19 protein-coding genes and 1 tRNA gene are annotated in these 22,984 nt (G+C 72.2%); 12 read left to right on the forward strand and 8 right to left on the reverse strand.

The window, feature by feature from the left end; translation table 11 throughout:
- Positions 1–6: 6 nt before the first annotated feature.
- A complete protein-coding gene (locus tag ACWDXC_RS02235; RefSeq protein ID WP_449977120.1) occupies positions 7–297 on the reverse strand; it encodes a hypothetical protein in 291 nt (96 codons plus the stop codon).
- Between the two features lie 62 nt (positions 298–359).
- Here ACWDXC_RS02235 and ACWDXC_RS02240 point away from each other — a divergent pair, with 62 nt between their 5' ends.
- From ACWDXC_RS02240 to ACWDXC_RS02250, 3 genes are all read left to right on the forward strand, one after another.
- Complete coding sequence (locus ACWDXC_RS02240) at positions 360–1,367, forward strand: DUF389 domain-containing protein (RefSeq protein WP_449977122.1); 1,008 nt, start codon at positions 360–362, stop codon at positions 1,365–1,367.
- Positions 1,368–1,465: 98 nt separating this feature from the next.
- Positions 1,466–2,581, forward strand: a complete 1,116-nt coding sequence (locus ACWDXC_RS02245; protein ID WP_449977125.1) for an AI-2E family transporter — start codon at positions 1,466–1,468, stop codon at positions 2,579–2,581.
- Between the two features lie 51 nt (positions 2,582–2,632).
- Entirely contained in the window at positions 2,633–4,432 is a 1,800-nt protein-coding gene (locus tag ACWDXC_RS02250) for an alkyl/aryl-sulfatase (RefSeq protein ID WP_449977128.1), read from the forward strand.
- A gap of 3 nt (positions 4,433–4,435) precedes the next feature.
- On the opposite strand, the gene ACWDXC_RS02255 is transcribed toward ACWDXC_RS02250, so the two are convergent.
- Genes ACWDXC_RS02255 through ACWDXC_RS02265 form a run of 3 tightly spaced genes read right to left on the reverse strand, consistent with a single transcriptional unit; the run spans position 4,436 to position 7,943 of the window.
- Positions 4,436–5,602, reverse strand: a complete 1,167-nt coding sequence (locus tag ACWDXC_RS02255) for a DUF2254 family protein (protein WP_449977130.1) — start codon at positions 5,600–5,602, stop codon at positions 4,436–4,438.
- Between the two features lie 44 nt (positions 5,603–5,646).
- Complete coding sequence (locus ACWDXC_RS02260; protein ID WP_449977132.1) at positions 5,647–7,287, reverse strand: SulP family inorganic anion transporter; 1,641 nt, start codon at positions 7,285–7,287, stop codon at positions 5,647–5,649.
- The gene (locus ACWDXC_RS02265; RefSeq protein WP_449977135.1) at positions 7,284–7,943 is read right to left on the reverse strand and encodes a GAP family protein; all 660 of its coding nucleotides are present in this window, start codon (positions 7,941–7,943) and stop codon (positions 7,284–7,286) included. The genes ACWDXC_RS02260 and ACWDXC_RS02265 overlap by 4 nt, the downstream gene beginning before the upstream one ends.
- A 105-nt stretch (positions 7,944–8,048) precedes the next feature.
- Here ACWDXC_RS02265 and ACWDXC_RS02270 point away from each other — a divergent pair, with 105 nt between their 5' ends.
- On the forward strand, positions 8,049–9,911 hold the full coding sequence (locus ACWDXC_RS02270) for a SulP family inorganic anion transporter (protein ID WP_449977138.1): 1,863 nt from the start codon (positions 8,049–8,051) through the stop codon (positions 9,909–9,911).
- 39 nt (positions 9,912–9,950) lie between these two features.
- Complete coding sequence (locus tag ACWDXC_RS02275) at positions 9,951–10,268, forward strand: hypothetical protein (protein ID WP_449977141.1); 318 nt, start codon at positions 9,951–9,953, stop codon at positions 10,266–10,268.
- A gap of 206 nt (positions 10,269–10,474) precedes the next feature.
- Here ACWDXC_RS02275 and ACWDXC_RS02280 read toward each other — a convergent pair whose 3' ends face one another.
- Together ACWDXC_RS02280 and ACWDXC_RS02285 are read right to left on the reverse strand one after the other, a co-directional pair.
- Positions 10,475–11,137 carry a response regulator gene (locus ACWDXC_RS02280; protein WP_449978151.1) on the reverse strand — a complete coding sequence of 221 codons (663 nt, stop codon included), beginning with the start codon at positions 11,135–11,137 and terminating at the stop codon, positions 10,475–10,477.
- A 131-nt stretch (positions 11,138–11,268) separates the two neighbouring features.
- The gene (locus ACWDXC_RS02285) at positions 11,269–12,480 is read right to left on the reverse strand and encodes a sensor histidine kinase (RefSeq protein ID WP_449977143.1); all 1,212 of its coding nucleotides are present in this window, start codon (positions 12,478–12,480) and stop codon (positions 11,269–11,271) included.
- A 124-nt stretch (positions 12,481–12,604) separates the two neighbouring features.
- Between ACWDXC_RS02285 and ACWDXC_RS02290 the strand changes: the two genes are divergently transcribed.
- From ACWDXC_RS02290 to ACWDXC_RS02310, 5 genes are all read left to right on the forward strand, one after another.
- Positions 12,605–13,423, forward strand: a complete 819-nt coding sequence (locus tag ACWDXC_RS02290; protein ID WP_449977146.1) for a CPBP family intramembrane glutamic endopeptidase — start codon at positions 12,605–12,607, stop codon at positions 13,421–13,423.
- A gap of 429 nt (positions 13,424–13,852) precedes the next feature.
- Entirely contained in the window at positions 13,853–14,869 is a 1,017-nt protein-coding gene (locus ACWDXC_RS02295) for a helix-turn-helix domain-containing protein (protein ID WP_449977149.1), read from the forward strand.
- A gap of 48 nt (positions 14,870–14,917) precedes the next feature.
- Positions 14,918–16,465 (forward strand): MFS transporter, encoded by a 1,548-nt coding sequence (locus ACWDXC_RS02300; protein ID WP_449977152.1) that lies wholly within the window; start codon positions 14,918–14,920, stop codon positions 16,463–16,465.
- Positions 16,466–16,701: 236 nt separating this feature from the next.
- Positions 16,702–17,562 carry a polysaccharide deacetylase family protein gene (locus ACWDXC_RS02305; protein ID WP_449977155.1) on the forward strand — a complete coding sequence of 287 codons (861 nt, stop codon included), beginning with the start codon at positions 16,702–16,704 and terminating at the stop codon, positions 17,560–17,562.
- 93 nt (positions 17,563–17,655) lie between these two features.
- Positions 17,656–18,459: a hypothetical protein gene (locus ACWDXC_RS02310; RefSeq protein ID WP_449977158.1), complete on the forward strand. Its 804-nt coding sequence runs from the start codon at positions 17,656–17,658 to the stop codon at positions 18,457–18,459.
- Between the two features lie 500 nt (positions 18,460–18,959).
- On the opposite strand, the gene ACWDXC_RS02315 is transcribed toward ACWDXC_RS02310, so the two are convergent.
- Positions 18,960–19,031: transfer RNA gene (locus ACWDXC_RS02315), tRNA-Arg, on the reverse strand.
- A 115-nt stretch (positions 19,032–19,146) separates the two neighbouring features.
- Between ACWDXC_RS02315 and ACWDXC_RS02320 the strand changes: the two genes are divergently transcribed.
- Positions 19,147–19,527 (forward strand): response regulator transcription factor, encoded by a 381-nt coding sequence (locus tag ACWDXC_RS02320; protein WP_219508363.1) that lies wholly within the window; start codon positions 19,147–19,149, stop codon positions 19,525–19,527.
- Here the strand turns inward: ACWDXC_RS02320 and ACWDXC_RS02325 are convergent.
- On the reverse strand, positions 19,524–22,274 hold the full coding sequence (locus ACWDXC_RS02325; RefSeq protein WP_449977161.1) for a helix-turn-helix transcriptional regulator: 2,751 nt from the start codon (positions 22,272–22,274) through the stop codon (positions 19,524–19,526). The two genes, ACWDXC_RS02320 and ACWDXC_RS02325, sit on opposite strands and share 4 nt — an antisense overlap.
- 91 nt (positions 22,275–22,365) lie before the next feature.
- On the opposite strand from ACWDXC_RS02325, the gene ACWDXC_RS02330 reads away from it, so the two are divergent.
- The gene (locus ACWDXC_RS02330; RefSeq protein ID WP_449977164.1) at positions 22,366–22,983 is read left to right on the forward strand and encodes a LysE family translocator; all 618 of its coding nucleotides are present in this window, start codon (positions 22,366–22,368) and stop codon (positions 22,981–22,983) included.
- Position 22,984 lies beyond the last annotated feature (1 nt).

The raw sequence follows: 22,984 nt of genomic DNA on the forward strand, positions 1-22,984 counted from the left end.
GACACGCTATCCCGGTCGATCAGTAGCCGTGCCCGCTGCGGCGGAGCTGCCAGGCGTCGGAGAGGCGGTTGAGAGCCCGGCGGCGGCGAGCCCGAGTATGAGGGACGTCCACGCGGCCGTCAGCACGGCGGCGATGCCGGACAGGTGGCCGAGGACCGGCGGCGCGTTCCTGACCAGCCGCCGCACCCCGTACGCGACGGCGGCGAAGACCTCGTTCAGCGCCAGATCGGCCAGGTAGGCGGCCGACAGCCCTCCGAGGCCGCACGAGCCGACCGGAACGAGAATCAGGTCGGACACGGCCGGTGTCCAGAGCCGTGTCGGTGCGGGTTCCCGGCGTGACCTGCTCGGATACTCGGGGCATGCTGAGCGGACTTCGAGAGCGCGTGCTGCCCGACACGCAGCGCCGCCCGCTGGAGGATCTGGTCGAGAGCCTGGATCTGTCGGCGGGTGACAGCGGGGCCAAGCGGTCGGCGTTCTGGACGATGCTCACGCTGTCGGCGGTGATCGCGTCGGCCGGGGTGCTGACGGACTCGACGGCCACCGTGATCGGGGCGATGATCATCGCGCCGCTGGCCACGCCGATCATGGGGACCGCGCTGGCGACGGTGCGGCACAGCGGGCAGGGCGCGGTCGGGTTCGTGTTCTTCGGCGGGCTGCTGGTGGTCGGGATCGGGGTGGTGTTCTCGGCGTTGCTGCCGGCCTCGTACGAGCTGCTGACCAACAGCCAGATCGCGGGGCGTACGTCGCCGAAGCTGATGGATCTGGTGGCGGCGCTGGCGACCGGGCTGGCCGGGGCGGTGGCGCACGCGCGGCGGGACGTGGCGGCGGTGCTGCCGGGGGTGGCGATCGCGATCTCGCTGGTGCCGCCGCTGGCGGTCGTGGGGGTGTGCCTGGGCCGGGGGGCGGGCTGGCTGGCGCTGGGCGCGCTGGTGCTCTTCCTGTCGAACCTGCTGGCGCTGATCCTCGGCGGCATCGTGGTGTTCACGGCGACGGGGTACGGGGCCGAGGCCGTCGCGGAGTCGGGGCGCAGCCGCCGCCGGGCCCGGCTGGTGCTGGCGTCGCTGCTGGTCCTGGTGGTCGTCCCGCTGTCGGCGAACACCGTGGTGAGCTGGCTGCTCACGACGTGGAGCGCGCGGGCGAAGGCGGTGGCCGCCGAGTGGATCGCCGGCGTGCCGGGGTCGTCGATCGCGGGCGTGGACGTGGTCTCCCGGGAGCTGCGCGTCCGGGTGCAGACGCCGGGTGAGCTGCCGCCGGTCTCCGGCCTGCTCGGGGCGCTGCGCGGGCAGATCCCGGACGGGGTGCCGGTCGTGGTGGAGACGACACGCGGGAGCACGATCCGGGCCGGCCGGGTTGGCGGTGACTCGTGAGGATTTACCCGTTCTTGCTGGGCCGCTGACGCGCCACGCCCGCGTGCCGCGCCACCGCTTGAAAGGCTGGACGGCGGCGAGCCGACCAGGAGGAACCCATGATCAAGCCGGGCAGGGCGGCGCGGGCCGACCGGCCGCGACAGGTGCGGGTGGTGCTGTCGCCCGCGAACGTGGCGCGGGCCGGGCTCGCGCTGGCCGCCGTCGTCGCGGCGGCGCTGTTCCTGCACTTCGTGCTGACCGACGCGGGCTGGCTGGTCGTCCTGGTGGTGCTGGCCTGGTTCGTGTCGCTGGCGATGGAGCCGGGGGTGCGCAGGCTGTCGAGATGGATGCCGAGAGGCCGGGCCACGATGGTGATGATGGTGGCGCTCATCCTGGCGGCGCTGATCTTCCTGGGGCTGTTCGGCAACCTGTTCCTGGAGCAGGCCGCGCAGCTCCTGCGCCACCTGCCCACCGTCGCCGAGGCCGTGATCTCGTGGATCAACGCCCGGCTCGGCACCCAGTACCGGGTGCACGACATCCTCGCCTCCATCCACCTCACCCCGCAGCAGGCCGCCGAGTACGCCCAGGGGGTGCTCGGCGGCGTGCTGAGCCTGCTGGGCGCGGTGACGAAGGCCGTGTTCAACCTGATCACCATCCTGCTGCTGGCCTTCTACCTGTCGGCCGACGGCCCGCGCCTGCGCCACTGGATCGCGCGCCTGCTGCCGCGCCGGCCGCAGCAGCTCTTCGGCCGCGTCTGGGAACTGTCGATCGAGAAGACCGGCGGGTACGTGTCGGCCCGGCTCATCCTGGCCACGATCAACGGGTGCCTGTCGGCCGCGGTGTTCCTGCTGATCGGCATGCCGTCGTGGCTGGCGCTCGGCGTGTGGACGGGGGTGGTGGCCCAGTTCGTGCCGACGATCGGCACGTACATCTCGATCGCGCTGCCCGCGGTGGTGGGGTTCGCCTCGCCGCAGCCGTGGGTGGGGGCGGTGGCGCTGGGCTGGGCGATCCTGTATCAGCAGGTGGAGAACCTGACGCTGGAGCCGAGGATCAGCGCGCGCTCGGTCGACCTGCACCCGGCGGTCTCGTTCACTGCCGTGCTCCTGGGTGCGGCGCTGTTCGGGCCGGTGGGCGCGCTGCTGTCCATCCCCGTGGTGGCGATGCTGTTCGCGCTCGTCGACACGTACGCGGCGACGCGGCCGGAGCCGGTGCAAGAGATGGCCACGGGCGGGTGAAGGTACCGGCTGCCGCCGGGCACCAGGACGCCCGGGGGGAAGGTCGCTTTCATGGCTGACCTTCCCTTTCATGACCGGGCGGACTTCGAGGCCGCCGACCGCGGGTTCCTGGCCGCGCTCGACCCCGCGGTGATCAGAACGGCCGACGGCCGCGTCGTCTGGGACTCCGACGCGTACGGCTTCCTCGACGGCGAATGCCCGGACACCGCGCACCCCAGCCTGTGGCGGCAGGGCCAGCTCTGCGTCAAACAGGGCCTGTACGAGGTCACGGACGGCATCTACCAGATACGCGGGCTGGACCTGTCGAACATGACGCTGATCGAGGGCGACGAGGGCGTCATCGTGGTCGACCCGCTGCTGTCCAACGAGTGCGCGGCGGCGGGCCTGAAGCTCTACCGCGAGCAGCGCGGCGACCGGCCGGTCACCGCCGTCGTCTACACGCACTCGCACGCCGACCACTTCGGCGGCGTGCGCGGCGTCACCGACGGCGACGTGCCGATCCTGGCCCCCGCCGGGTTCATGGAGCACGCGGTGTCGGAGAACGTCTACGCGGGCACCGCGATGAACCGCCGCGCGGTCTACATGTACGGCCCCGACCTGCCCCGCTCGCCGGAGGGCCAGATCGGCACCGGGCTCGGGATGACCACCTCGACCGGCACCATCTCCCTCATCCCGCCCACGCTCGACATCACGCGCACCGGCCAGGAGGAGACGATCGACGGCGTACGGCTGGTCTTCCAGCTCACGCCGGGCACCGAGGCCCCGTCCGAGATGAACTTCTACGTCCCGGACCGCCGGGCGCTCTGCATGGCCGAGAACGCCACCCACAACCAGCACAACATCCTGACGCTGCGCGGCGCGCTGGTCCGCGACACCCGGGTGTGGGCGCGCTACCTCGACGAGGCGATCACGCTGTTCGCCGGCGACGCCGACGTGGTCTTCGCCTCCCACCACTGGCCGACCTGGGGCGGCGAGAACATCGTCACGTTCCTGTCCCAGCAGCGCGACATGTACGCGTACATGCACGACCAGACGTTGCGCATGATGAACCAGGGCATGACGGGCATCGAGATCGCCGAGGCGATCCGGATGCCGCCCGCCCTGGAGCAGGCGTGGCACACCCACGGCTACTACGGCTCGGTCAGCCACAACGTCAAGGCCATCTACCAGCGCTATCTCGGCTGGTTCGACGGCAACCCGGCCCACCTGTGGGAGCACCCGCCGGTCGAGCAGGCCCGCCGCTACGTCGAGTGCATGGGCGGGCGCGAGGGCGTCCTGTCGTACGCCCGCCGCTACGTCGACGAGGGCGACCTGCGCTTCGCGGCCACGCTGCTCAACCACGCGGTGTTCGCCGACGACAGCGACCGGCAGGCGCGCGAGCTGCTCGCCGAGGTCTACACCCGGCTCGGCCACGGCTCCGAGAACGGCACCTGGCGCAACTTCTACCTGGTCGCCGCCCGGGAGCTGACCTCCGGCGTGGTGCCGCCCGACCTCGACACCACCTCGCCGGAGATGCTCCAGGCCCTGTCGCTGGAGCAGATCTTCGACTCCATCGCCATCCGCGTGGACGGGCCGAAGGCGTGGAACGAGAGCCTGGCGATCGACTGGCACCTGACGGACCTGGACCGGCGGCACCGGACCGCGCTGTCCAACGGCGTGCTCATCCACCAGGCCGATCCGCCGTCCCGGCCGGTGGACCTGACGCTCACGCTCACCAAGCGGGACCTGCTCGGCCTGCTGACCGGCGGGCCGGCCGACGGCATCCGGCACGAGGGCGACCTGAACGCGCTGAACCGCCTGACCGCCGTGCTCGACGACCCGGCTCCGGCGTTCGCGATCGTGACCCCGTGAGCGTCAGCCGCTCCGCTGCCCGAGGCGCGCCTCGACGCGGCTCAGGCGGGCGGCGACCGCGTCCCTGCGGGGGCGCGGCGCCTCCTCGTGCAGCCCGCGCAGCAGCTCACGCAGCCGCAGCAGGACCATGGGGCTGCGCGCGGTGGCGATGAGCTCGTCGAACGTGATCCGCAGGTAGTCCTCCCAGGAGGGCAGCGGGATCACCACGCGGACCCGGCCGCGGGCGTCGGCCGCCGAGCCCACGTCGAGCGCCTTGCCCACGATGCGGCGCAGCAGGTCCTCGGCGTGGTCGAGGGCCTGCACGGCCGTGACCGGGTCGTTGACCGCCGCCGAGAGCGCCCGGAGCGCGATGTCGGCCAGCAGCCGGAACCCGAACGCGGCGTCCTGCGCGAAGGCGCGTTCGGGCCCGGTGAGCACGTGGCGGCGCAGCAGCCGTTCGGGCACGGCGTGGTGGTGCACGTCGGCGAGCGGGTCGCCGTCGAAGAGCTGCGCCCCGATGGGGGCGCGCAGCACGATGACGGCCTCGCGCCGGGCGGCCAGGGCGACGAGCGCGGCCACGTCGACCTCCTGGAGCCGGGCCGGCCTGCCCCGCCAGAGGATCGACGACACCGGGGCGGGCAGGTCGAGCGGTTCGCGGTCTGCCCGGTAGGGGCTGCGGTAGACGACGTCGACGACCCGGCGCGTACGCCGGTTGATCACGTTCAGGCAGGGGGCGAGCTGGATGGAGATGAAGGCGCGGACCTGCACGGTGCGCATGAGCAGCGCGGCGACGAGCGAGAGGAGCACGGCCAGCACGGGCACGCTGAGCGAGACCGCGCCTCGGTGGGCGACGACGAGGGCCGCGGTGATCGTGTAGACGAAGACGCCGACGGCGAAGGCGAAGGTGCGCCAGACGGTCGGATCGTCGCGGAACAGGGTGAGCCGCAGGCTGAACGTGCCCGCGGCGAACTGCATGACCAGGAACAGCAGCGAGAAGATCACGCTGGCCAGGCCGAGCACGCCGAACCCGATGGTGAACAGCGCCCCGGTGGCGTCCCTGGTGGGCAGCGGCACCGTGGGGGGCAGGTTCGGCAGGATCAGCCCGGCGGCGAGCCCGGCCCCTGCGCAGCCGACCTGGACCACGCCGGCCCGCAACCGCCGCCGGGGACGCCGGAAGAGGGCCGGGGGCACGCGTTCCCCCTTGCGGGTGAACACTGCGGGACTCTCCGGCGGCCTCATGGGGCTGAGCTCTCCCGGAAGGCGTCGGCCGCGGCCTCGTTGGAGTCGTAGTAGGTCAGCCCGGTCAGGCCGTAGTGGGTGAGCAGGCGGCGCAGCCCGGCGGTGGCGCGGGAGACGGCGAAGGTGACGCCGCGCTCGCCCAGCAGGGCGACGGTGTCCCGCAGGGCCTGCGCGCCGGTGGTGTCGACGTCGGGGATGGCCTCGGCGTCCAGCACGATCCACCGGGCGCCCCGCTCGGCGAGACGTTCGACGTCGGCCTTGAAGGTGGCGGCGTTGGCGAAGAAGAGCTGGCTCTCGAACCGGTAGACGGTCAGCGGCCCGGCCTCGCCGTCCCCGTCCCGGTGATCCTCCTCGCGCACGTACCGGCCGTGCTCGCCGGGACGCAGGACGGCCGTGCTGGGGCGGGCGGCCCGCCGTACGACGTCCACGGCCGACAGCAGGAACGCGATGACGACGGCGGTGAGCGAGCCGAGCACCGGGACGCCGAGCAGGCAGACGACGGCGATCCAGAACTCCGAGCGGCGCAGCCGCCACAGCTCGGCCAGCTTGCGCACGTCGACGAGCCGGACGACGGCGACGGCCACGATGCCCGCCAGGGCGGCGTTGGGCAGGTACGCGAGCACCCCGGAGAAGAACGCGACCAGGACGGCCACCACGAGCGCGCACACCACGCTGGGCACCTGGGAACGGGAGCCGGTGGAGTCCATGGCGGCGGTGCGCGAGGCGCTGGAGCCGACCGTCATCGACTGGGTGAGCCCGGCGGCGACGTTGGCCAGGCCGAACGCGCGCAGCTCCTGGTTGGCGTCGATCCGGTAGCCGCGCTGTTCGGCGTAGCGGCGGGCGGTGAGCAGGCCGTCGGCCAGGGTGACGGCGGCGATCGCGATGGCGCCGGGCACGAGCCCCGCCCACTGCCCGAGCGTGATCGACGGCCAGTGCGGCACCGGCAGCCCGGACGGCACGTCGCCGAGCACCGACACGCCGCGCTTGTCCAGCCCGGCCCAGGCCACCACCGCCGTCGCGGCCACCAGCGCGACCAGCGGCCCGGGCAGCGCCGGCACGAACCTGCGCAGCGCGACGATCACCGCCACCGTCGCCAGGCCGATGACCACGCTCCACTTCTCGGCCTGCGGAATCCTCGTGATGATCTCCCACAGCTCCGGGAAGAACCGGTCGGCCGTGGTGTGGACGCCGAGGATCTTCTCGACCTGGCTGGTGAGGATCTCCACGGCCAGCCCGGCGATGAACCCGACCAGCACCGGCTCGGACAGGAAGTCGGCCAGGAACCCGAGCTTGAACACGAAGAACAGCAGGAACACCCCGGCGCACACGAGCGCCTGGGCGTAGGCCAGCTCGACGTACTGCGCGCTGCCCGGCCGGACCGCCATCGCCGTCAGCAGCGACGCGATGAGCGCCGCGATCGGCGCGTCCGGGCTGGCCACGAGCTGCCGCGAGGAGCAGAACAGCGCGAACACCAGCATCGGCACGATCGCCGCGTACAGGCCGACGACCGGCGGCAGGCCCGCGATCTGCGCGTAGCCGATGTTGAGCGGGATGGCCAGCGCCGCCAGCGTGACTCCGGCGGTGATCTCCTTCGGCCAGTCCAGCGGCCTGCTGATGCCCGCGGCGAACCACGTCACGGCAGCAGCCCGCCCAGGCCCTTGCCGATCAGCACCACGCCGATGACCAGCAGCAGCACGAACATCACCGTCGCGTTGTCCCGCTCCAGCCAGCTCTTGAGCCGGTCCAGCGGCGCCCGCATCCGCTCGGCCGCGACCGCGTACACGACGACCGGGACCGCCACGCTGCACGCGGCCAGCAGCGTGAACACGACGAGCAGCGCGAGCTCGTGCACCGCACCCTGCGCGATGGTGACGCCGGCGGCCACGCACATCATCAGGTTCTTCGGGTTGACCGCCGCCAGCGCGGCGGCCGGCCCGGCCGCCTTCACCGGCGTGAGCCTGTCGACGGCCTTCATCCAGCCCGGCAGGCCGGGCCGCCCGCGCGAGCGCCACTGCTTGCCGGCCAGCCCCAGCATGAGCACGCCGAGCACCAGCTTGATCCACGAGACCGCCGCCGACGGCTCCCCCGAGCCCGCCGACAGCCCCACCGTGCGCGCCAGCACGACGAACACCCCCGTCGCCACCGCGATCCCGGCCACCCAGCCCGCCAGGAACCCCGCGCTCGTGCCGCCCGCGCGCGGCGCCAGCAGCATCAGGATCACCGCCATGATCGGCACCGGGCTGATCGCCACGGCCAGCGCGAGTGGCAGCAGCTCCCCCAGCACCCCACCCATGCGGCCTGGCGTACCCCTTTTGAGCAGGAACGATGCTCTCCCAGGCTTTCCCTTGCCCCGCCGTTGGCAAGGAACCAGAGGAGCCCGACCAGGGGGAGGAACCGGGTGAACCTGTCCGCCATGCCCGGCTGGGCCGCCCTGCGCGGCTACCGGCGGGCCTGGCTGCGCCCGGACCTCCTCGCGGCCCTGTCGCTGTGGGCGGTGCTGGTGCCGCAGGCGTTCGCCTACGCCCAGCTCGCCGGCCTGCCCGCCGCCGCCGGCCTCTACACCGCGCTCGGCGCGATGATCGGCTACGCGCTCTTCGGCGGCGCCCGCTTCCTGAACGTCGGCCCCGAGTCGTCCGTCGCCATCGTCGTCGCCGGCGCGCTCGCCACCGTGCCCGGCGGCGACCCCGCCCTCGTGTCCGCCCAGCTCGCCCTGCTGATCGCCGCCTTCCTCACGATCGGGTACGCGATCCGCGCCGGCGTGCTGATGCGCCTGCTGTCCACGCCCGTCCTGACCGGCTACCTCGCCGGCTCCGGCGTCGTCATCATCGTCAGCCAGCTCCGCAAGGTCACCGGTATCGAACCCCGGGGCCACCACCTGACCAAGATCGGCGCCGTCCTGCGCAACCTCGGCGACCTGAACCCGTGGGCGCTCGGCTGCGCCCTCCTCACCGCCGCCGCCGTCCTGCTCATCGGCCGCTACGCCCGGCGCCTGCCCGGACCGCTCATCGCCCTCGTCGCCGCCACCGCCGTCGTCGCCCTCGCCGGGCTCGACGACCGGCTCGCCGTCCTCGGCCCCGCCACCGGCGGCCTGCCCGTGCCGCGCCTGCCCTGGACCGGCCTCGCCGACACCATGCGCCTGATCGGGCCCGCGCTCAGCCTCGCCCTGCTCGTGTACGCGAGCAGCGTCCTGACCGCCCGCTCCCTGGCCGCCAAGGAAGGCGAGGACGCCGATCCGCAGCAGGAGTTCCTCGGCCTGGCCGCCGCCAACGCCGGATCGGCCCTGCTCGGCGGCTTCCCCGCCAACGGCAGCGACTCCCGCAGCGCCCTGCTGTCCGGCTCCGGCGCCCGCACCCGCCTCGCCGGCCTCGGCGCCGCCCTCGCCGTCATCATCACCCTGCTGGCCCTCATGCCGCTCATCCGCGACCTCCCCCAGGCCGCCCTCGGCGCCGTCATCATCCTCACCGCCGCCCGGCTCATCGACCTGCCCGCCTTCCGCAGGCTCTGGCGCCTCCGCCGCACCGACTTCGTCCTCGCCGCCGTCACCGCCGCCGGCGTCCTCGCCTTCGGCGTGCTCGAAGGCATCGTCGTCGGCGTCGCCGTCTCCCTCCTGGAAGTGCTGCGCCGCGCCGTCATGCCCTACACCGCCGTGCTCGGCCGCACCGGCGACGAGCGCGCCTACCGCGACGTCGTCAACTACCGCGACGCCGAGACGCTGCCCGGCCTCGTCGTCTACCGCTTCGACGCGCCGCTGTTCTTCGCCAACGCCGACGTCCTCCGCGCCGACCTGTGCCGCCTCATCGCCGACGCCGAACCCCCGCTCCGCGAGATCGTCATCGACGCCGAAGCCGTCTACGACCTGGACACCACCGGCGTCGAAGCCCTGCACCGCGTCGCCGACGACTGCGACCGCGCCGGGGTTCGGCTGTCCTTCGCCCGCACCCGCGTGCCCGTACGGGCCCTCATGCGCGAAACGGGGCTGGACGAGCGCGTCCGCTTCTTCCACCGGGTGGCCGACGCCGTCGCCGCCTACCGCGCCGAACACCCCGGACACCGCCCCGCCGTACGCTCCACCCGGCCACACCGGCGCGGCCTCGGGCGGAGCCGGATCTGGCGGAGCCGGATTTCGCGGAGCCGGATCCGGCAGAGCCCGATTTGGCGCAGCCCGATCTGGCGCAGCCCGGTCCGGCGGTTGCGCGCCTGGCTCCGGTGGTTGCGCGCCTGGCTCCGGCGCCGTTTGATCAGCACCTCCCGGGACGGCTAGCCTGATCGCCGTTCTGCCTGACGAGTCTTGGGGGCACCGGTGAGCGCGGAAGAGGACTTCAAGCAGGTCGGCGCCGAACTGGCCGACCTGGGCGTGCTGGTGTCCAGCATGATGGGCAGACCGGCGCTCAAGGACCAGGCCGGGAAGGTGTTCGCCAGCCTCCAACGAGACGGCGCCATGGTCTTCCGCCTGGTCCGCGACACCCCCGAGCACGCGGCCGCCCTGCAACTGGACGGCGCTTCCCTCTTCGACCCGACCGGGCAGGGCAAGGTGGTCAAGGACTGGGTCGTCGTCCCCCACGCCTTCGCCGACCAGTGGACCGACCTCGCCGAAGCCGCCCACAGCCGCCCCCGCTGACCCCGCCCGGCCCCTGGCCACCCCTCCCGCCAGAACTGGTTCGCAGGCACCGGCAGGCAGGCACTTCGGGCGCCAGACACCGGGCGGCAGGCACGGCCGGCTCGCGTGAGGCGGGCCGTGGAGCGGGCATGGCCCCGTCGAGACGCACGACGAAGATGCCGGAGACCAGGGTCACCTGCAGCCCATGCGTCGTCCAGAGGGCCGGATCAGGTGATGGTGCGGCTCCTGCCCCCGGTCTCCTTGAGAAGAAGGGCGAGGCGGGTGCGGTCGGGGGTGCCGTACTTGCGCAGCAGGCTGGAGACGTGGTTCTTCACCGTGCCCTCGGTGATGCGCAGCCGCGCCGCGATCTCCCGGTTCGCGGCCCCGGCGGCGACCAGCCTGGCGACGTCGGACTCCCTGGCCGACAGGCGCTCCTTGTGCGGCAGCGCCCTCGGCACGGCGGGGGTGCGTCGTAGCTCGGCCACCAGGCGTCCGGCCACGGGCGGGGCGAGCACCGTCTCCCCGCGCCCGGCCCTGCGGACGGCGTCGACCAGCTCCTCCGGCGTGCGGTCCTTGAGCAGGTAGCCGACGGCCCCGCCGCCCAGCGCACCGAAGATGTAGTCGTCCTCGTCGAAGGTGCTGAGCACGAGAGCGGCCACGCCGGGGTGCCCGGCCGACAGCCGGCGGATGAGCTCGACGCCGTCCATCCTGGGCATCCTCGCGTCCACCAGCGCCACGTCCGGCCGGCACTTCCCCGCCACGCGCAGCGCGTCCTCGCCGTCGGCGGCCTCACCGACCACCTCGATCCCGTCCTCGATCTCCAGCATCTTGCGCAAACCCCGCCGGATCAGCTCCTGGTCATCGACCAGCAGGACTCTGATCGCCGCCATGCCCTCCGCCCTGTCCCCCGCCACCCCGTCCCCCGCCACCATGTCCCCCGCCACCATGTCCCCCGCCACCCTGTCGCTCGCCGCCCTGTCCCCCGCTCCGTCCTCGCCGCCCGGTACGCGCTCGCCCTGCGTCATGCCGCCACCCCCACTCGTACCGGAAGCTCCGCCCGTACTTCGAAACCGCCTTCCGGACGGTCGCTCGCGGTCAGGGAGCCGCCCACCGCGCGGGCACGCTCGGCGAGGGAGAGCAGGCCGAAGCCGTCGCGCACGCCCGCGCGCCGACCCCAGCCGTTGTCGGCGACCACCAGGACCACCCGCTCGCCGCCGAACACCAGCCGTCCGCGTACGTGGCGGGCCCCGGAGTGCCGGACGGCGTTCGTCAGGGCTTCCTGCAGCACGCGGTAGAGCACCAGCTCCACGTCCGGCTCCAGGGACACCTCGTCCCCTTCGACCTCGAAGCACACCGCCAGCCCCGTGCCGTCGAACGAGGCCGCCAGTCGCTCCAGCGCCGCGCCGCTCACCTGGCCCTCCAACGCGAGCGGCCGCAGCGCCCTGACCCAGCGACGGGCGTCGGCCAGGGCCGCCACGCTCGTCTCCTTCGCCAGCCGCACCTCCTCCCAGGCGGCCTCCTCCCAGGCTGCCCCGTCCGAAGCGGCTGCCCCGTCCGAGACTGCCCCGTCCGAGGCGGTCTCGGGGCGGCGCGACCGGAAGCGTCCGGCGTTCTCGAGGCTCATCTTGATCACCGTCAGGTGGTGACCGATCGAGTCGTGCATCTCCGCGCCCATCCGCGCCCGCTCCTGCGCGACCGTGAGCTCCCGCACGCGGGCGAGGAGCCGCTGCGCCTCGGCCCGTCTGCGCCGCGCCTCCAGCACGGCCGACGTCATGCCCAGCACGAACGAGGAGAACGCGATGAACGGCACGGTCTGACCGACGGCCTCCATCGGACCATGGCCGGACAGCGCGACGTCCAGGACGAACATGACGACGCTGAGGCAGCCGATGATGACCGTCGCGACCCGCATGTCGTGCACGAACGCGACGTTGGCGATGGCGATGAGGGTCAGCAGCATGTGGACCTCTTCCGACCCCGCCGGGCCCAGTGAGAGGGTCGCCAGCAGGAACACCACCGCGACCGGACGCCGCCACCCGGTGGCACGCCGCCAGGGCAGCAGCAGCCACAGCACGGCCACGAGCGCCAGGTCGGCGGAGAACACCACGATCTGGACAGTCGTCCCCGGGTGCGAGGTGTACGCGATCGCGGTGCCCGCGAGCACCACCCAGAACACCACGCTGAACAGGTCCGGCCGGTCAGGATTGCGCAGGCCGGCGAGGGAGGGCAGCATGGCGCACGACTTTAGCCGCACGCCCTCGCCGTGTGATCCTCCCGAGGACCCATGACCATGGTCATGCCAGGTTCCGACCCCGGTCCGATGTGCCGGCCGGCCCGGCTGCTTAGCGTGTTCTTCCATGAGAAGAGCCACCCACCCCGTCTGGGCAGTGCTGATCACCCTCGCCGCCACGTTCGGGCAGATCGTCGTCGGCACCGCTCCTGTCACCTTGCTGCTGGACGCCGATCACCCCCTCTACCGGCCACTCGGCATGATCGGGATCACGCTGGCCTCGCTCGGGCTGGTCTACCTGGTCCGGCGCTTCCTCGGTGGCCAGTCCTGGGCCGGCGTGGGCCTGGAACGATCCCGGCGGGCCGTGCCGCAGCTGTTCCTGGGAGTCGTGGCGGGCGCTGTCCCGGTGGCCGCGGCCATCATGCTGTCGGTGGCGCTCGGGGCGATGTCCTTACCGCCCAGTGACATGGTCTTCGCCCAGGCGGGTCTCTTGCCGTACGGCATCGCGTTCGCCCTGCTGAGCCAGGCGTTTCCGGAGGAGCTGCTGTGGCGGGGGCACCTGTTCGACACGCTGTCGGCCCGGTTGTCGCCGAGGGCCGTGCTCATCGTGGTGTCGGTCGGGTTCGGCGCGCTGCACATCCTCTCCAGCAGCCCGGCCGACTCACCGGGCGAACGCCTGCTCTACGTGCTGCAGGCCGTCGCACTCGGTTTCGCGTGCGCGGCGGCGCGTGCGCGTACGGGGACGCTGTGGATGGCGGTCGGCGTGCACACCGGCACGCACACCGCGAACCTCCTGCTTCCGGCAGAGGCCGTCCACTATGGCGTGCACCTCGTCATCCTGACCTGCGCGCTCGCCGGCACCGGCTTGCTGCTGCTCCGGTCAGGACAGGAGGAGAAGCGTGCACAACCGGCCCCAGACCCGTCAGGCCCCGCCGAAGCTCACTGAAGGTACGCAGATGCCCAACTTGCCCGTCAGCGCACGGCCGGCTTCCTCGGCCATGGTCAGCGTTGTACGTGGAGCGGCCCCGAGCTGGGGTCCGGCCGGACCCGTCGATCACGAGTGCCGTGCCGTGCCCGAGCCACCATGTCCGTCTGTGGGCTGGGACCCGGTACGGCCACCGACGACACCAACTAATGCGGGCGCCGACGAGCCCTCTGGCGCTCCCGGGGCGGTCACGCCGAAGGTCTCAGCGTCGTGCCGGCCTCGCCGCCGTCCGGAACGGGCCGGCACCGCGAACGTCCCGTTTCCAGCGCAACGACCCGGCCTGGCTTATCTGACCGGGATCCACTGTGATGACCGTCATTGCCCTGCGCGAAGCTTGATCGCTAGCGTCACGGTCCGAAGGGCCGGTCACATGGATCACCGGGGGTAGGCATGACGGGGATGGAGCACACCTGCCCGCCGCACATCACGAGACTGGTCCTGTTGGCGGGTGAGGCGGCCGGGCTCGACCGGAGCCGGCTGCCGCGGGTTCCCGGGCTGGACGTGGTCGGCGACGACGGCATCCGGCTGCCGTCCGCCTCTCTGGTGCGCATCTGGCAGGAGTGGGAGACGGCGCTGCGCGAGCGCGGCGGCGGCACGCTGCCGTGGAAGCTGTGGCGGCCCGGCCTGCTCGGGGTGTGGGACTACCTCTTCGCCACCGCCGACACGCTCGTCGACGCGTTCGGCGAGGGCGACCGGCACGCGGCGGCGATCACCGATCCGGCGGAGTCCTTCGCCGTCACCGTCGAGGCCGATGGCCGGCTGACGGTCGGCTTCCGTGGCGTGTTCGCCGGCCATCCGGTGTTCCCGATCATCTCGGAGTTCGCGGCCGGGCTGATCCTGACCTCGGCGCGGTCGGGCGCCGGACGGCCGCTGACCCCGGTGCGGGTGACGCTGCCCTGCGCGCCGCCCCGCCGCCACGCCTACCTGATCGAGGCGTACGGCACCGACCGGCTGGAGTTCGGCGCCGCGCTGCCTTCGGTCACCTTCTCGGCCGCCGACGCGCGGGCTCGGCTGCCGCGGGCGGATCCGGCGCTGGCCAGGATCTTGCGCGAGCACGCGCGCACCACGCTGGCCGGCGCCCGGCCGGTGCTGGGCTGGCTGGACCGCTTCCGGGTCGAGGTCGAGCTGATCCTGCCCGACGGGGACCTGGCCGCCCTGGCGCGCCGGCTGCGCATGGCGCCGCGCACCTTGCAGCGCCGCCTGCGCGAGGAGGGGACGAGCTGGCGCGAGGAGGTCGAACGGGTCAGGCGGGCACGGGTGGAGCATCTGCTGCTGAACACCCCCATGACGGTGGCCTCGATCGCCGCCCGCACCGGCTACGCCGACCAGCGCGCGCTGCGCCGGGCGGTCCATCGCTGGTACGGCTCCGGGCCCGCGGCGCTGCGGCGGGTCAGGTCCCCTACCTGACGCGCCCGGCCCTCCTGGTGGGCCTGGGCTGATCCGTACGGTCCCGGCATGAACGTTCGCACTGAACACAAGGCCGGGCCCCGGCAGTGGCTCGGGCTGGCGGTCTTGTTGCTGCCGACCATGATGCTCACCGCCGATCTGGGCGTTCTGTGGCTGGCCACCCCGTTCGTGACCGCTGACCTGCGGCCGTCGAGTACCGAGTTCCTGTGGATCATCGACATCTACGGCTTCATGACCGCCGGGTTCCTGGTGGTGATGGGCACGCTGGGCGATCGGATCGGCCGCCGCCGGCTGCTGCTCGCCGGGGCCGCGACGTACCTGGTGGTGGAGCTCGTCATGGTGGCGTCCGCGTACGCCGCCAGCCCGGGGCTGCTGATCGGGGCGCGGGCGGTGCTGGGTGTGGCCGGGGCCGCGATCCTGCCCTCGACGCTGTCGCTGATCAGCACCATGTTCACCGATCCCCGCCAGCGGACGCGGGCGATCTCGCTGTGGGCGACGGCGCTGGCGCTGGGGGTCGGGCTGGGTCCGGTGTTCGGCGGGCTGCTGCTGGCGAACCTGTGGTGGGGGCTGGTGTTCCTGATCGGCGCCCCGGTCATGCTGCTGGTGCTGGCGGCCGGGCCGGTGCTGCTGCCGGAGTACCGCGACCGGGCGGCCGGACGGCTGGACCTGACCAGCGTGGCGATGTTCTTGCTGGGCATCCTGCCGGTCGTCTACGCGGTCAAGCGCATCGCCGAACACGGCTGGCGGCCCGCGGTGGTGCTGGCCGGGCTGGCCGGGGTGGTGTTCTTCGTGCTGTTCGTCCGGCGGCAGAACCGGCTCGCCTCGCCGCTGCTGGACCTGCGGCTGTTCGCCGACCGGTCCTTCACCGGGGCGCTGACCATGCTGTTCCTGGCCATGATGGCGCTCAACAGCGTGGAGTACCTGATCCCGCAGTTCCTGCAGTTGTTCGGCGGGCTCGACCCGGTGGCGGCCGGATTGTGGTTGCTGCCGTCGGCCGCGGCCTTCCTGCTCGGCTCGCAGCTCACGCCGCTGCTGGTACGGCGGCTGCGGCCGGCGTACGTCATCACGCTCGGCGCTCTGGTGTCGCTGGCCGGGTATCTGCTGGCCGTGGGTGCGGCAAGCTCTCTGGCCGCTGCGGTCGCGGCCACGGTGATCATGCTCGGGGTCGGGCCGATCAGCGTGCTGGGCACCGAGCTGGCGGTCCGCGCGGCCCCGCCGCAGAAGGCCGGCTCCGCCGCCGCGGCCGGGCAGACGGCCTACGACCTGGGCCTGGCCATGGGCATCGCGATCACCGGCAGCTTCGCGGTCGCCGTCTACCGCGACAAGATCGCGACGACCCTCCCGCCAGGCGCGCCTGACGCCGCGCGCGACTCGCTGGGCAGCGCCATCGGCACCGCCGAGGCCCTCCCCTCTCCCCTGGCGGGCCGGCTCGTGGCCGCGGCCAAGGACGCCTTCCTGTCCGGCTTCACCGCGGCCGCCGCCGTAAGCGCCGGCCTCGCCGTACTGGTCATCGCCGTCGTACTGATCACCCTGCGGCACGTACGCGCGGCGAGCGCCCCTGACGGGGCGACGGAACCCGAGATGGCCGCCCTGTGATCAGCCACCAGATCGTGCTGGCCGCCCGGCCGGTCGGCGCCCCCGCCGGCGAGGCCGTCGACTCGCGCGCGGCGGCCGTTCCGTCGGCGTCACGGTCATGCACGGCGCGGGCCAGCGCGACCACGCCGTCGTCGACGGACTCGGCCGGGCGCCTGCCGCCCTCATCGGAACGCTTCACGGCCCCGGAACCGGAAAGATGCTCGTCCGCCTCACCTCGGCCTGAACAAGGGAGAACCATGGAGAACGAACTCTACGACTACGACCCGATCGTCGACCGGCAGCCCCTCCACTGGCCCGGCGACGCCAGGGTGGCCTTCTACGTCGGGCTGAACGTCGAGCACTTCCTGTTCGGCCGGCCGTCGACGAGCCTGAACGAGGCCACCTCGGCCCTGGTGCCCGACCCGCTCAACCACGGCTGGCGCGACTACGGCGCCCGGGTCGGCTTCTGGCGGGTGATGGAGAGCCTGGACCGCCACGGCATCCGGGCCAGCGTGCTGCTCAACTCGTCCGTCTGCGACCACTATCCGCAGATCGTCCAGGCCGGTCTGGCCCGCGACTGGGCGTGGGTGGCCCACGGCCGGACCAACTCCGTCCTCCCGGCGGGCATGTCCGAGGACGAGGAACGCGCCGAGCTGACCGCGATCATCGCCACGATCGAGCAGGCCACCGGCCGCCGGCCGCGCGGCTGGATGGGCCCCGCGCTCAACGAGACCCTGCGCACCCCGGCCCTGCTGGCCGAGCTCGGCCTGAGCTACGTGCTCGACTGGACCTGCGACGACCAGCCGTTCCGGCTGAACGTGCCCGGCATGCTGAGCGTGCCGTACACGGTGGAGCTCAACGACCTCGGCCTGTTCACGATGCACGGCATGACGGGGCCCGACTTCCTGCAGCTGGTGAAGGACCAGTTCGACCAGCTCTACGCCGACTCGGCCACGAGCGGGCGGGTCATGGCGCTGGCTCTGCACCCGTTCGTGATCGGGCAGGCCTTCCGCACCAAGTATCTCGACCAGGCGCTCGCCTACATCGCCGGGCACCCCGGCGTGTGGCTGACCACCAGCGACGACATCGCCGACCACTACGCGAGCACGATGCCATGAGCAGCATGAACGCCCCGACTGCGCGAGCCGGGGCCAAGCAGTAGTGGGTCCTGGCCGTCTCCATGTCTGCCGTGTGACCAGGGTTTCTGATCCATGGAAACTCTGGGTCCGCCATCAGCGTCGGATAGGGACGCCTCAGACATCGGCATCTCGCTGGACGTACCCCGACCGCTCGATCACGCTGTACACGTGGGGGAACTCTGTGATTTATGGACGCACTGGCGGGACGGCCAGCAACTCACTGGCGCCACCCTCTGGGGGCAGCCCCTCTTCTACTGGGCCCGCTGGGGAAAGGCGCTCCAGTTTGTCGCCGCGCTTACAGTCGTCCTCGATCTGATCGGCCCCGACGCGCTCCGTGCGTTCGGCAAGCAACTGGCCAGAATTCCATGGCGAGCACGGTTCACCCGAGGCGCCGAGCGGGCGGCAGCCATACTCTCTGTCCTTTCCGCGATCACCTGGATCATCATCGCCGTCATCGGCCTGTTCGATGACACGTTCGGTCCTGCGCGAGAGGCTGCCAAGGCTTACAACGAGGCCGTCGGCGCTCTCGACGGCAGATGGAAGATCGCGATCGGCGTCCTCCTCGCGATCTTCTTCATCGCAGTATTCGCGGCGCCCTTCTGGTATATCAGCTCCTCCGACGCAACAGGAAAATCCAAATCTGAGCTGAAATCCGAAGGCTACTTGGTAATGCTTATAGCGCCCGTGCTCGTGATGGCGCTGATAGCCGTTGGAATCTTCATGCTGCCGTGGGTGATTTTCATCTATGGCTTGTGTCTGCCGGCAAGCCGCGGCCTGGCCTTCCTGCTGGACCGCGCTCGGCCGGCTCACCCTGCCCGATGGCTCGCGTTCGGGCTATTCGTCATCGGTTTCCACTTCGATTTCCTCGCCTCCTGAGCCGTCCGCACGCAGGGAGTGGCCTTCGTGCATCCGGTGACTCCCGCCAAGCCGTCGGCGGGCCCGCCGCTGAAGGCACGCGTCCTCCGCCGGATCGGCCGCGAGTCGTCTGCAACCGCGACGACCTCGCCACGATCGAGGCCGCACCCGGCGTGGCGACCCGGCCCCCTGGCCCGAAGACGGATCGGACGGTGCCGAAGTCCACCCGTCCGTGCCGGGAATCGCCGGGCGGCTGTCCATGGGCGTTGCTGCGGCTCAGACGGCCGGGTGGGCGGGGCACGGCGTGAAGGTCCCGCAGCGGATCTGTCGCCGATGCGTGACCGGACATGACGAGGTGTGGATCGAACGCGTGGATCGCGCACGGAAGCACTGCCAGTGGCCCCCGACTCGCGAAACTCGCCGCATCGTGCGGGCGGAAGCGCAGCGAGAGGGCACGGCCGAACGATCGGCCAATACGCAAAAAGCCAGGTCAGACGATGTCTGACCTGGCTGTCGAGCGGTGCCCCCTGCAGGATTCGAACCTGCGCACCCGGCTCCGGAGGCCGGTGCTCTATCCCCTGAGCTAAGGGGGCTCGACGAGTGATAAGGCTACCAGCATCCCGCGACCACTCGGCACCAGATAACCGTCCGTGCACACATCCCGCGAAAACCGCACGTGAGCGCCCTGCTACGGGTAGCTTTGCCGCCGTGGGCGAGGTTCTTGGCAAAGTACTGGTCGTGGACGATGACGAGGTCATCCGTCAGCTGATCGCGGTCAATCTCAACCTTGAGGGGTTCGAGGTGACGACGGCGACCGACGGGCAAGACTGCCTGGATCAGGTGCTGGACGTGATGCCGGACGTGATCACGCTGGACGTGATGATGCCGTGCCTCGACGGCTGGACGACGGCTCAGCGGTTGCGTGCCGAGGAGGCGACGAGCCACATCAAGGTGGTGCTGATCACGGCCAGGGCGCAGGATGACGACAAGCGGCGCGGCCGGGGCCTGGGCGTCGACGCCTATCTGACGAAGCCGTTCGATCCGGCGGAGCTGATCCAGGTGGTCAGGGAGCTGGCGGCGAAGCCCTAGCCGAGGAGGCCGTGGCGGCGGGCGGTGGCGGCGGCCTGGGTGCGGGTGGAGGCGCCGAGCTTGGCCAGGATGTTCGAGACGTGCACGCTGACCGTCTTCTGCGCGATGAACAGCCGCTCGGCGATCTCCCGGTTGGTCAGTCCTTCGGCGACGAGCCGGAGCACTTCCTGTTCGCGGGCGGTCAGGGCGCCGTCCACGTGTCCGCCGGACTGTCCGGCGCCGAAGCGGGCTCGTTTGCCGAACTCGGCCAGGGCCGACTCCAGGGGGGCCGCCTTGAGCTTCAGGGCCGTCTCTCGCGCCCGTTCCCACTCGGCCTGGGCCTCGTCGCGTTCGCCGGCGGCCAGCAGGGCTTCGGCGAGCCGCCAGCGGGCCCGCGCCTCCTCGTAGACGAACCCGTACGAGAAGGCTTCGACGACCTGGCGCCACAGGGAGACGTCGAGGCGGCCGTGGACGCGGTGCCATTCGGCCTCGACGCGCAGCGCCCACGCGTTTCCTTCGGGGCCCATGGGGCCGCGTTCGCCCACCGGGCCGGAGTCGACGGCGAAGCGGGCGCGGTCGGCGAGTTCGTCGGCGCCTTCGGTGGTGCCGAGCGAGGCCATCGCCCACAGGCCGATGGCGGCGATGCGGACGGTGCCGGATTCGCCGGGCAGGAGGGAGTCGAGGGCGGCGGCGACGTGGTCGAGGGCGGCGGCGGGGTCGCCGGTCCACAGGGCGTGTTCGGCGGCGAGCCCGCGTGACATGTAGACGACGAGCGCGTCGTCCCAGAACGGGCGCAGCCAGGCCAGCCGGCTCTCCACGGCGGGCAGGCCGCGGGCGACCTCGATGAACAGGGCGAAGGACGACAGCGTGGCCTCGGGCACGGTGCCGACGCGGGCGCCGAACCCGGAGGCGACGGCTTCGGCCTCGTCCCATTCGCCGGCCACGTAGTGGATGAGGAAGCGCAGGAAGCGCAGGTCGGTCCCGTAGGTGCTCCAGCGCAGGCCGGTCTCGTCGGCGAGCCGGATGCCTTCGTCGGCGACCTCGGCGGCCTGGCGGAGCAGGCCCTGCTCGTAGTGGACGCGGGCGTGGTGGAAGTGGGCGCGCAGGTCCATGGCGAGGTCGCCGGTGCTCTCGGCGGAGGCGAGCTCGATCAGCTCGTGGGCGCGGATGACGTCGTGGCGGACCTCGGTGAACGTGGCCAGCGTGAGCAGGGCGCCGGCCTCGGCGTCCTTGGCCCCGGCGGCGCGGGCGGTCTCCAGCGCGCGGTGGGCCAGTTGCTCGACCTCGGCGTGGCGCGGCGTCCACAGCAGGGCGCGGGCGTACGTGGCGAGGGCCCGGGCCAGGGCGGTCTGGTCGAAGGCGGTGTTGACGGCGTGTTCTGCGGCGGCGATGGCGCCTTCGGTGTCGTCCATCTCGAACAGGTAGTAGGCGAGCCGTTCGCTGACCTCGGAGGTGGGCGGCAGGGCGCGCAGCGCGTGCACGGCGCGGTGGTTGTCGCCGCTGTCGGCGGCCATGACGGCGCTGCGGAAGGCGAGCGCGATGCGGCTCTCGCCGGCGAGTTCGGCGGCGTCAGTGACGCGGTCCCACAGGCTGAGCACCTGGTCGTAGTGGCGGTGGGCCTCGGCGGGTGCGCCCAGGCGCTCGGCGAGGCGGCCGGCTTCGGCGGAGGCGGCGACGGCGCCTGCCAGGTTGTGGCTGGCCAGGTGGTGGTGGGCGAGCTCGGCGGGCGAGGTGAGCAGGCGGGCGAAGTCGGCGTGCAGGCGGGTGCGTTCGCCGGGCAGCAGGTCGGTGTAGACGGCTTCCTGGAGGAGGGCGTGGCGGAAGGCGTAGCCGTGGCCATGGACGCGCAGCAGGCCGCGCGAGACGATCTCCCGTACGGCTTCCTCGAAGTCGGGCAGGGGCAGGCCGGAGACCTCGCGCAGCAGCTCGTCCTCGACGCGGCGGCCGGCCACGGCGGCGGCGCGCAGCACCTGCTGGGAGGCGGGCGAGAGCACTTCGACGCGGGACATGAGCAGGCTGGCCAGGCTGTCGGGCAGGGTTTCGCCCTCGGCGACGGCGCCGGCGAGCTCCTCGGCGTAGAAGGGGTTGCCGTCGGCGCGGGAGACGACCATGCCGAGCTCGCGGGCGTCCAGCGAGCCCAGCGTCATGACATAGTCGGACATGTCGCCGGAGCCGAGCGGGCCCAGCTCCACGTTCGTCACCGTGGGCAGCCGCTTGAGCTCCGCCAGCACCGACCGGAGCGGGTGGCGCCGGTGCAGGTCGTCGGTGCGGTACGTGCCGGCCACGCACACGCGCTCGGTCTGGACCATCCGGCTCAGGAACACCAGCAGGTCGCGCGTGGACCGGTCGGCCCAGTGCAGGTCCTCGATCACGAACAGGACCGGCTGCAGCTCCGACAGCAGCCCGAGCAGCGTGCCGAACAGCCGCTGCTGGGTCAGCGCGGCCGACTGCGTGCCCTCGGTGCCGGGCAGGAGCTGGCTGAGCATAGGGTGGGCGGCGGCGGCCTCGCGCACCTCGGGGTCGGCGCTTCGCAGCGCGTCGGCCAGCGGCAGGTAGGGCAGCGCGTCGCCGAGCTCGGCGCACTGGCCGACGAGGACGTTGAAGCCGCGCTCGCGCGCCTCGGAGACCACCTCTCCGACCAGGCGGGACTTGCCGATCCCGGCGTCGCCGCCGATGAGGGCGACCCCGGCGGTGCCCTCGGCGGCGGCGTCGAGCACCCGGACAAGACGGGCGAGCTCGATCGAGCGGCCGACGAGAGTTCCATTCACGCAGTTACTATGCCACGCACCGCAATGGACCGTATTTCAGGCCGTGCATTGGCCCTTCTGCCCGGACCAAAGCCGCCTTTACCCTCATCAGGTGATCTCCTGGACGACGTTCGTCTTCTTCCTGAGCGCCTCACTGGCCCTGGTGCTGATCCCGGGACCCAATCACCTCTACATCATGGCCAGAGGGTTCTCCCAGGGCCGTGCGGCGGCACTGGTGAGCGCGGTCGGCGTGGAGGTGGCCACGCTCGTGCACATCGCCGCGGCCGCCGCCGGGCTGTCGTACGTGATCGCGCGCTCGGCGACGCTGTTCGCGATCGTCAAGTGGGCGGGGGTGGCGTACCTGGTCTATCTGGGCATCCGGGCCTTCACCGGCGGCGACGGGGCGGCGGCGCGGGCCCCGGAGCGGCAGCCGCTGCGCAAGGTGTTCCTCGAAGGCGTCGTGGTCAACCTGCTGAACCCCAAGGTCACGCTCTACTTCCTGGCCTTCCTGCCCCAGTTCGTCCGGCCGGAGGCGGGCTCGCCGGCGGCGCAGATCGTGGTGCTCGGGCTGACGCTGCTGGCGCTGGGCACGCTGTCGGACATCGTGTACGCGTTCGCGGCCGGCGCGCTCAGCGACCGCCTGACGAGCCGGGCCAGGGCGTTACGCCGTCTCAGCGGCGTCGTCTACCTGGGGCTGGGCGTGGCCACGGCGTTCACCGGGAGAAAATGAG

The sequence above is a fragment of the Nonomuraea sp. NPDC003214 genome, assembly GCF_053590035.1.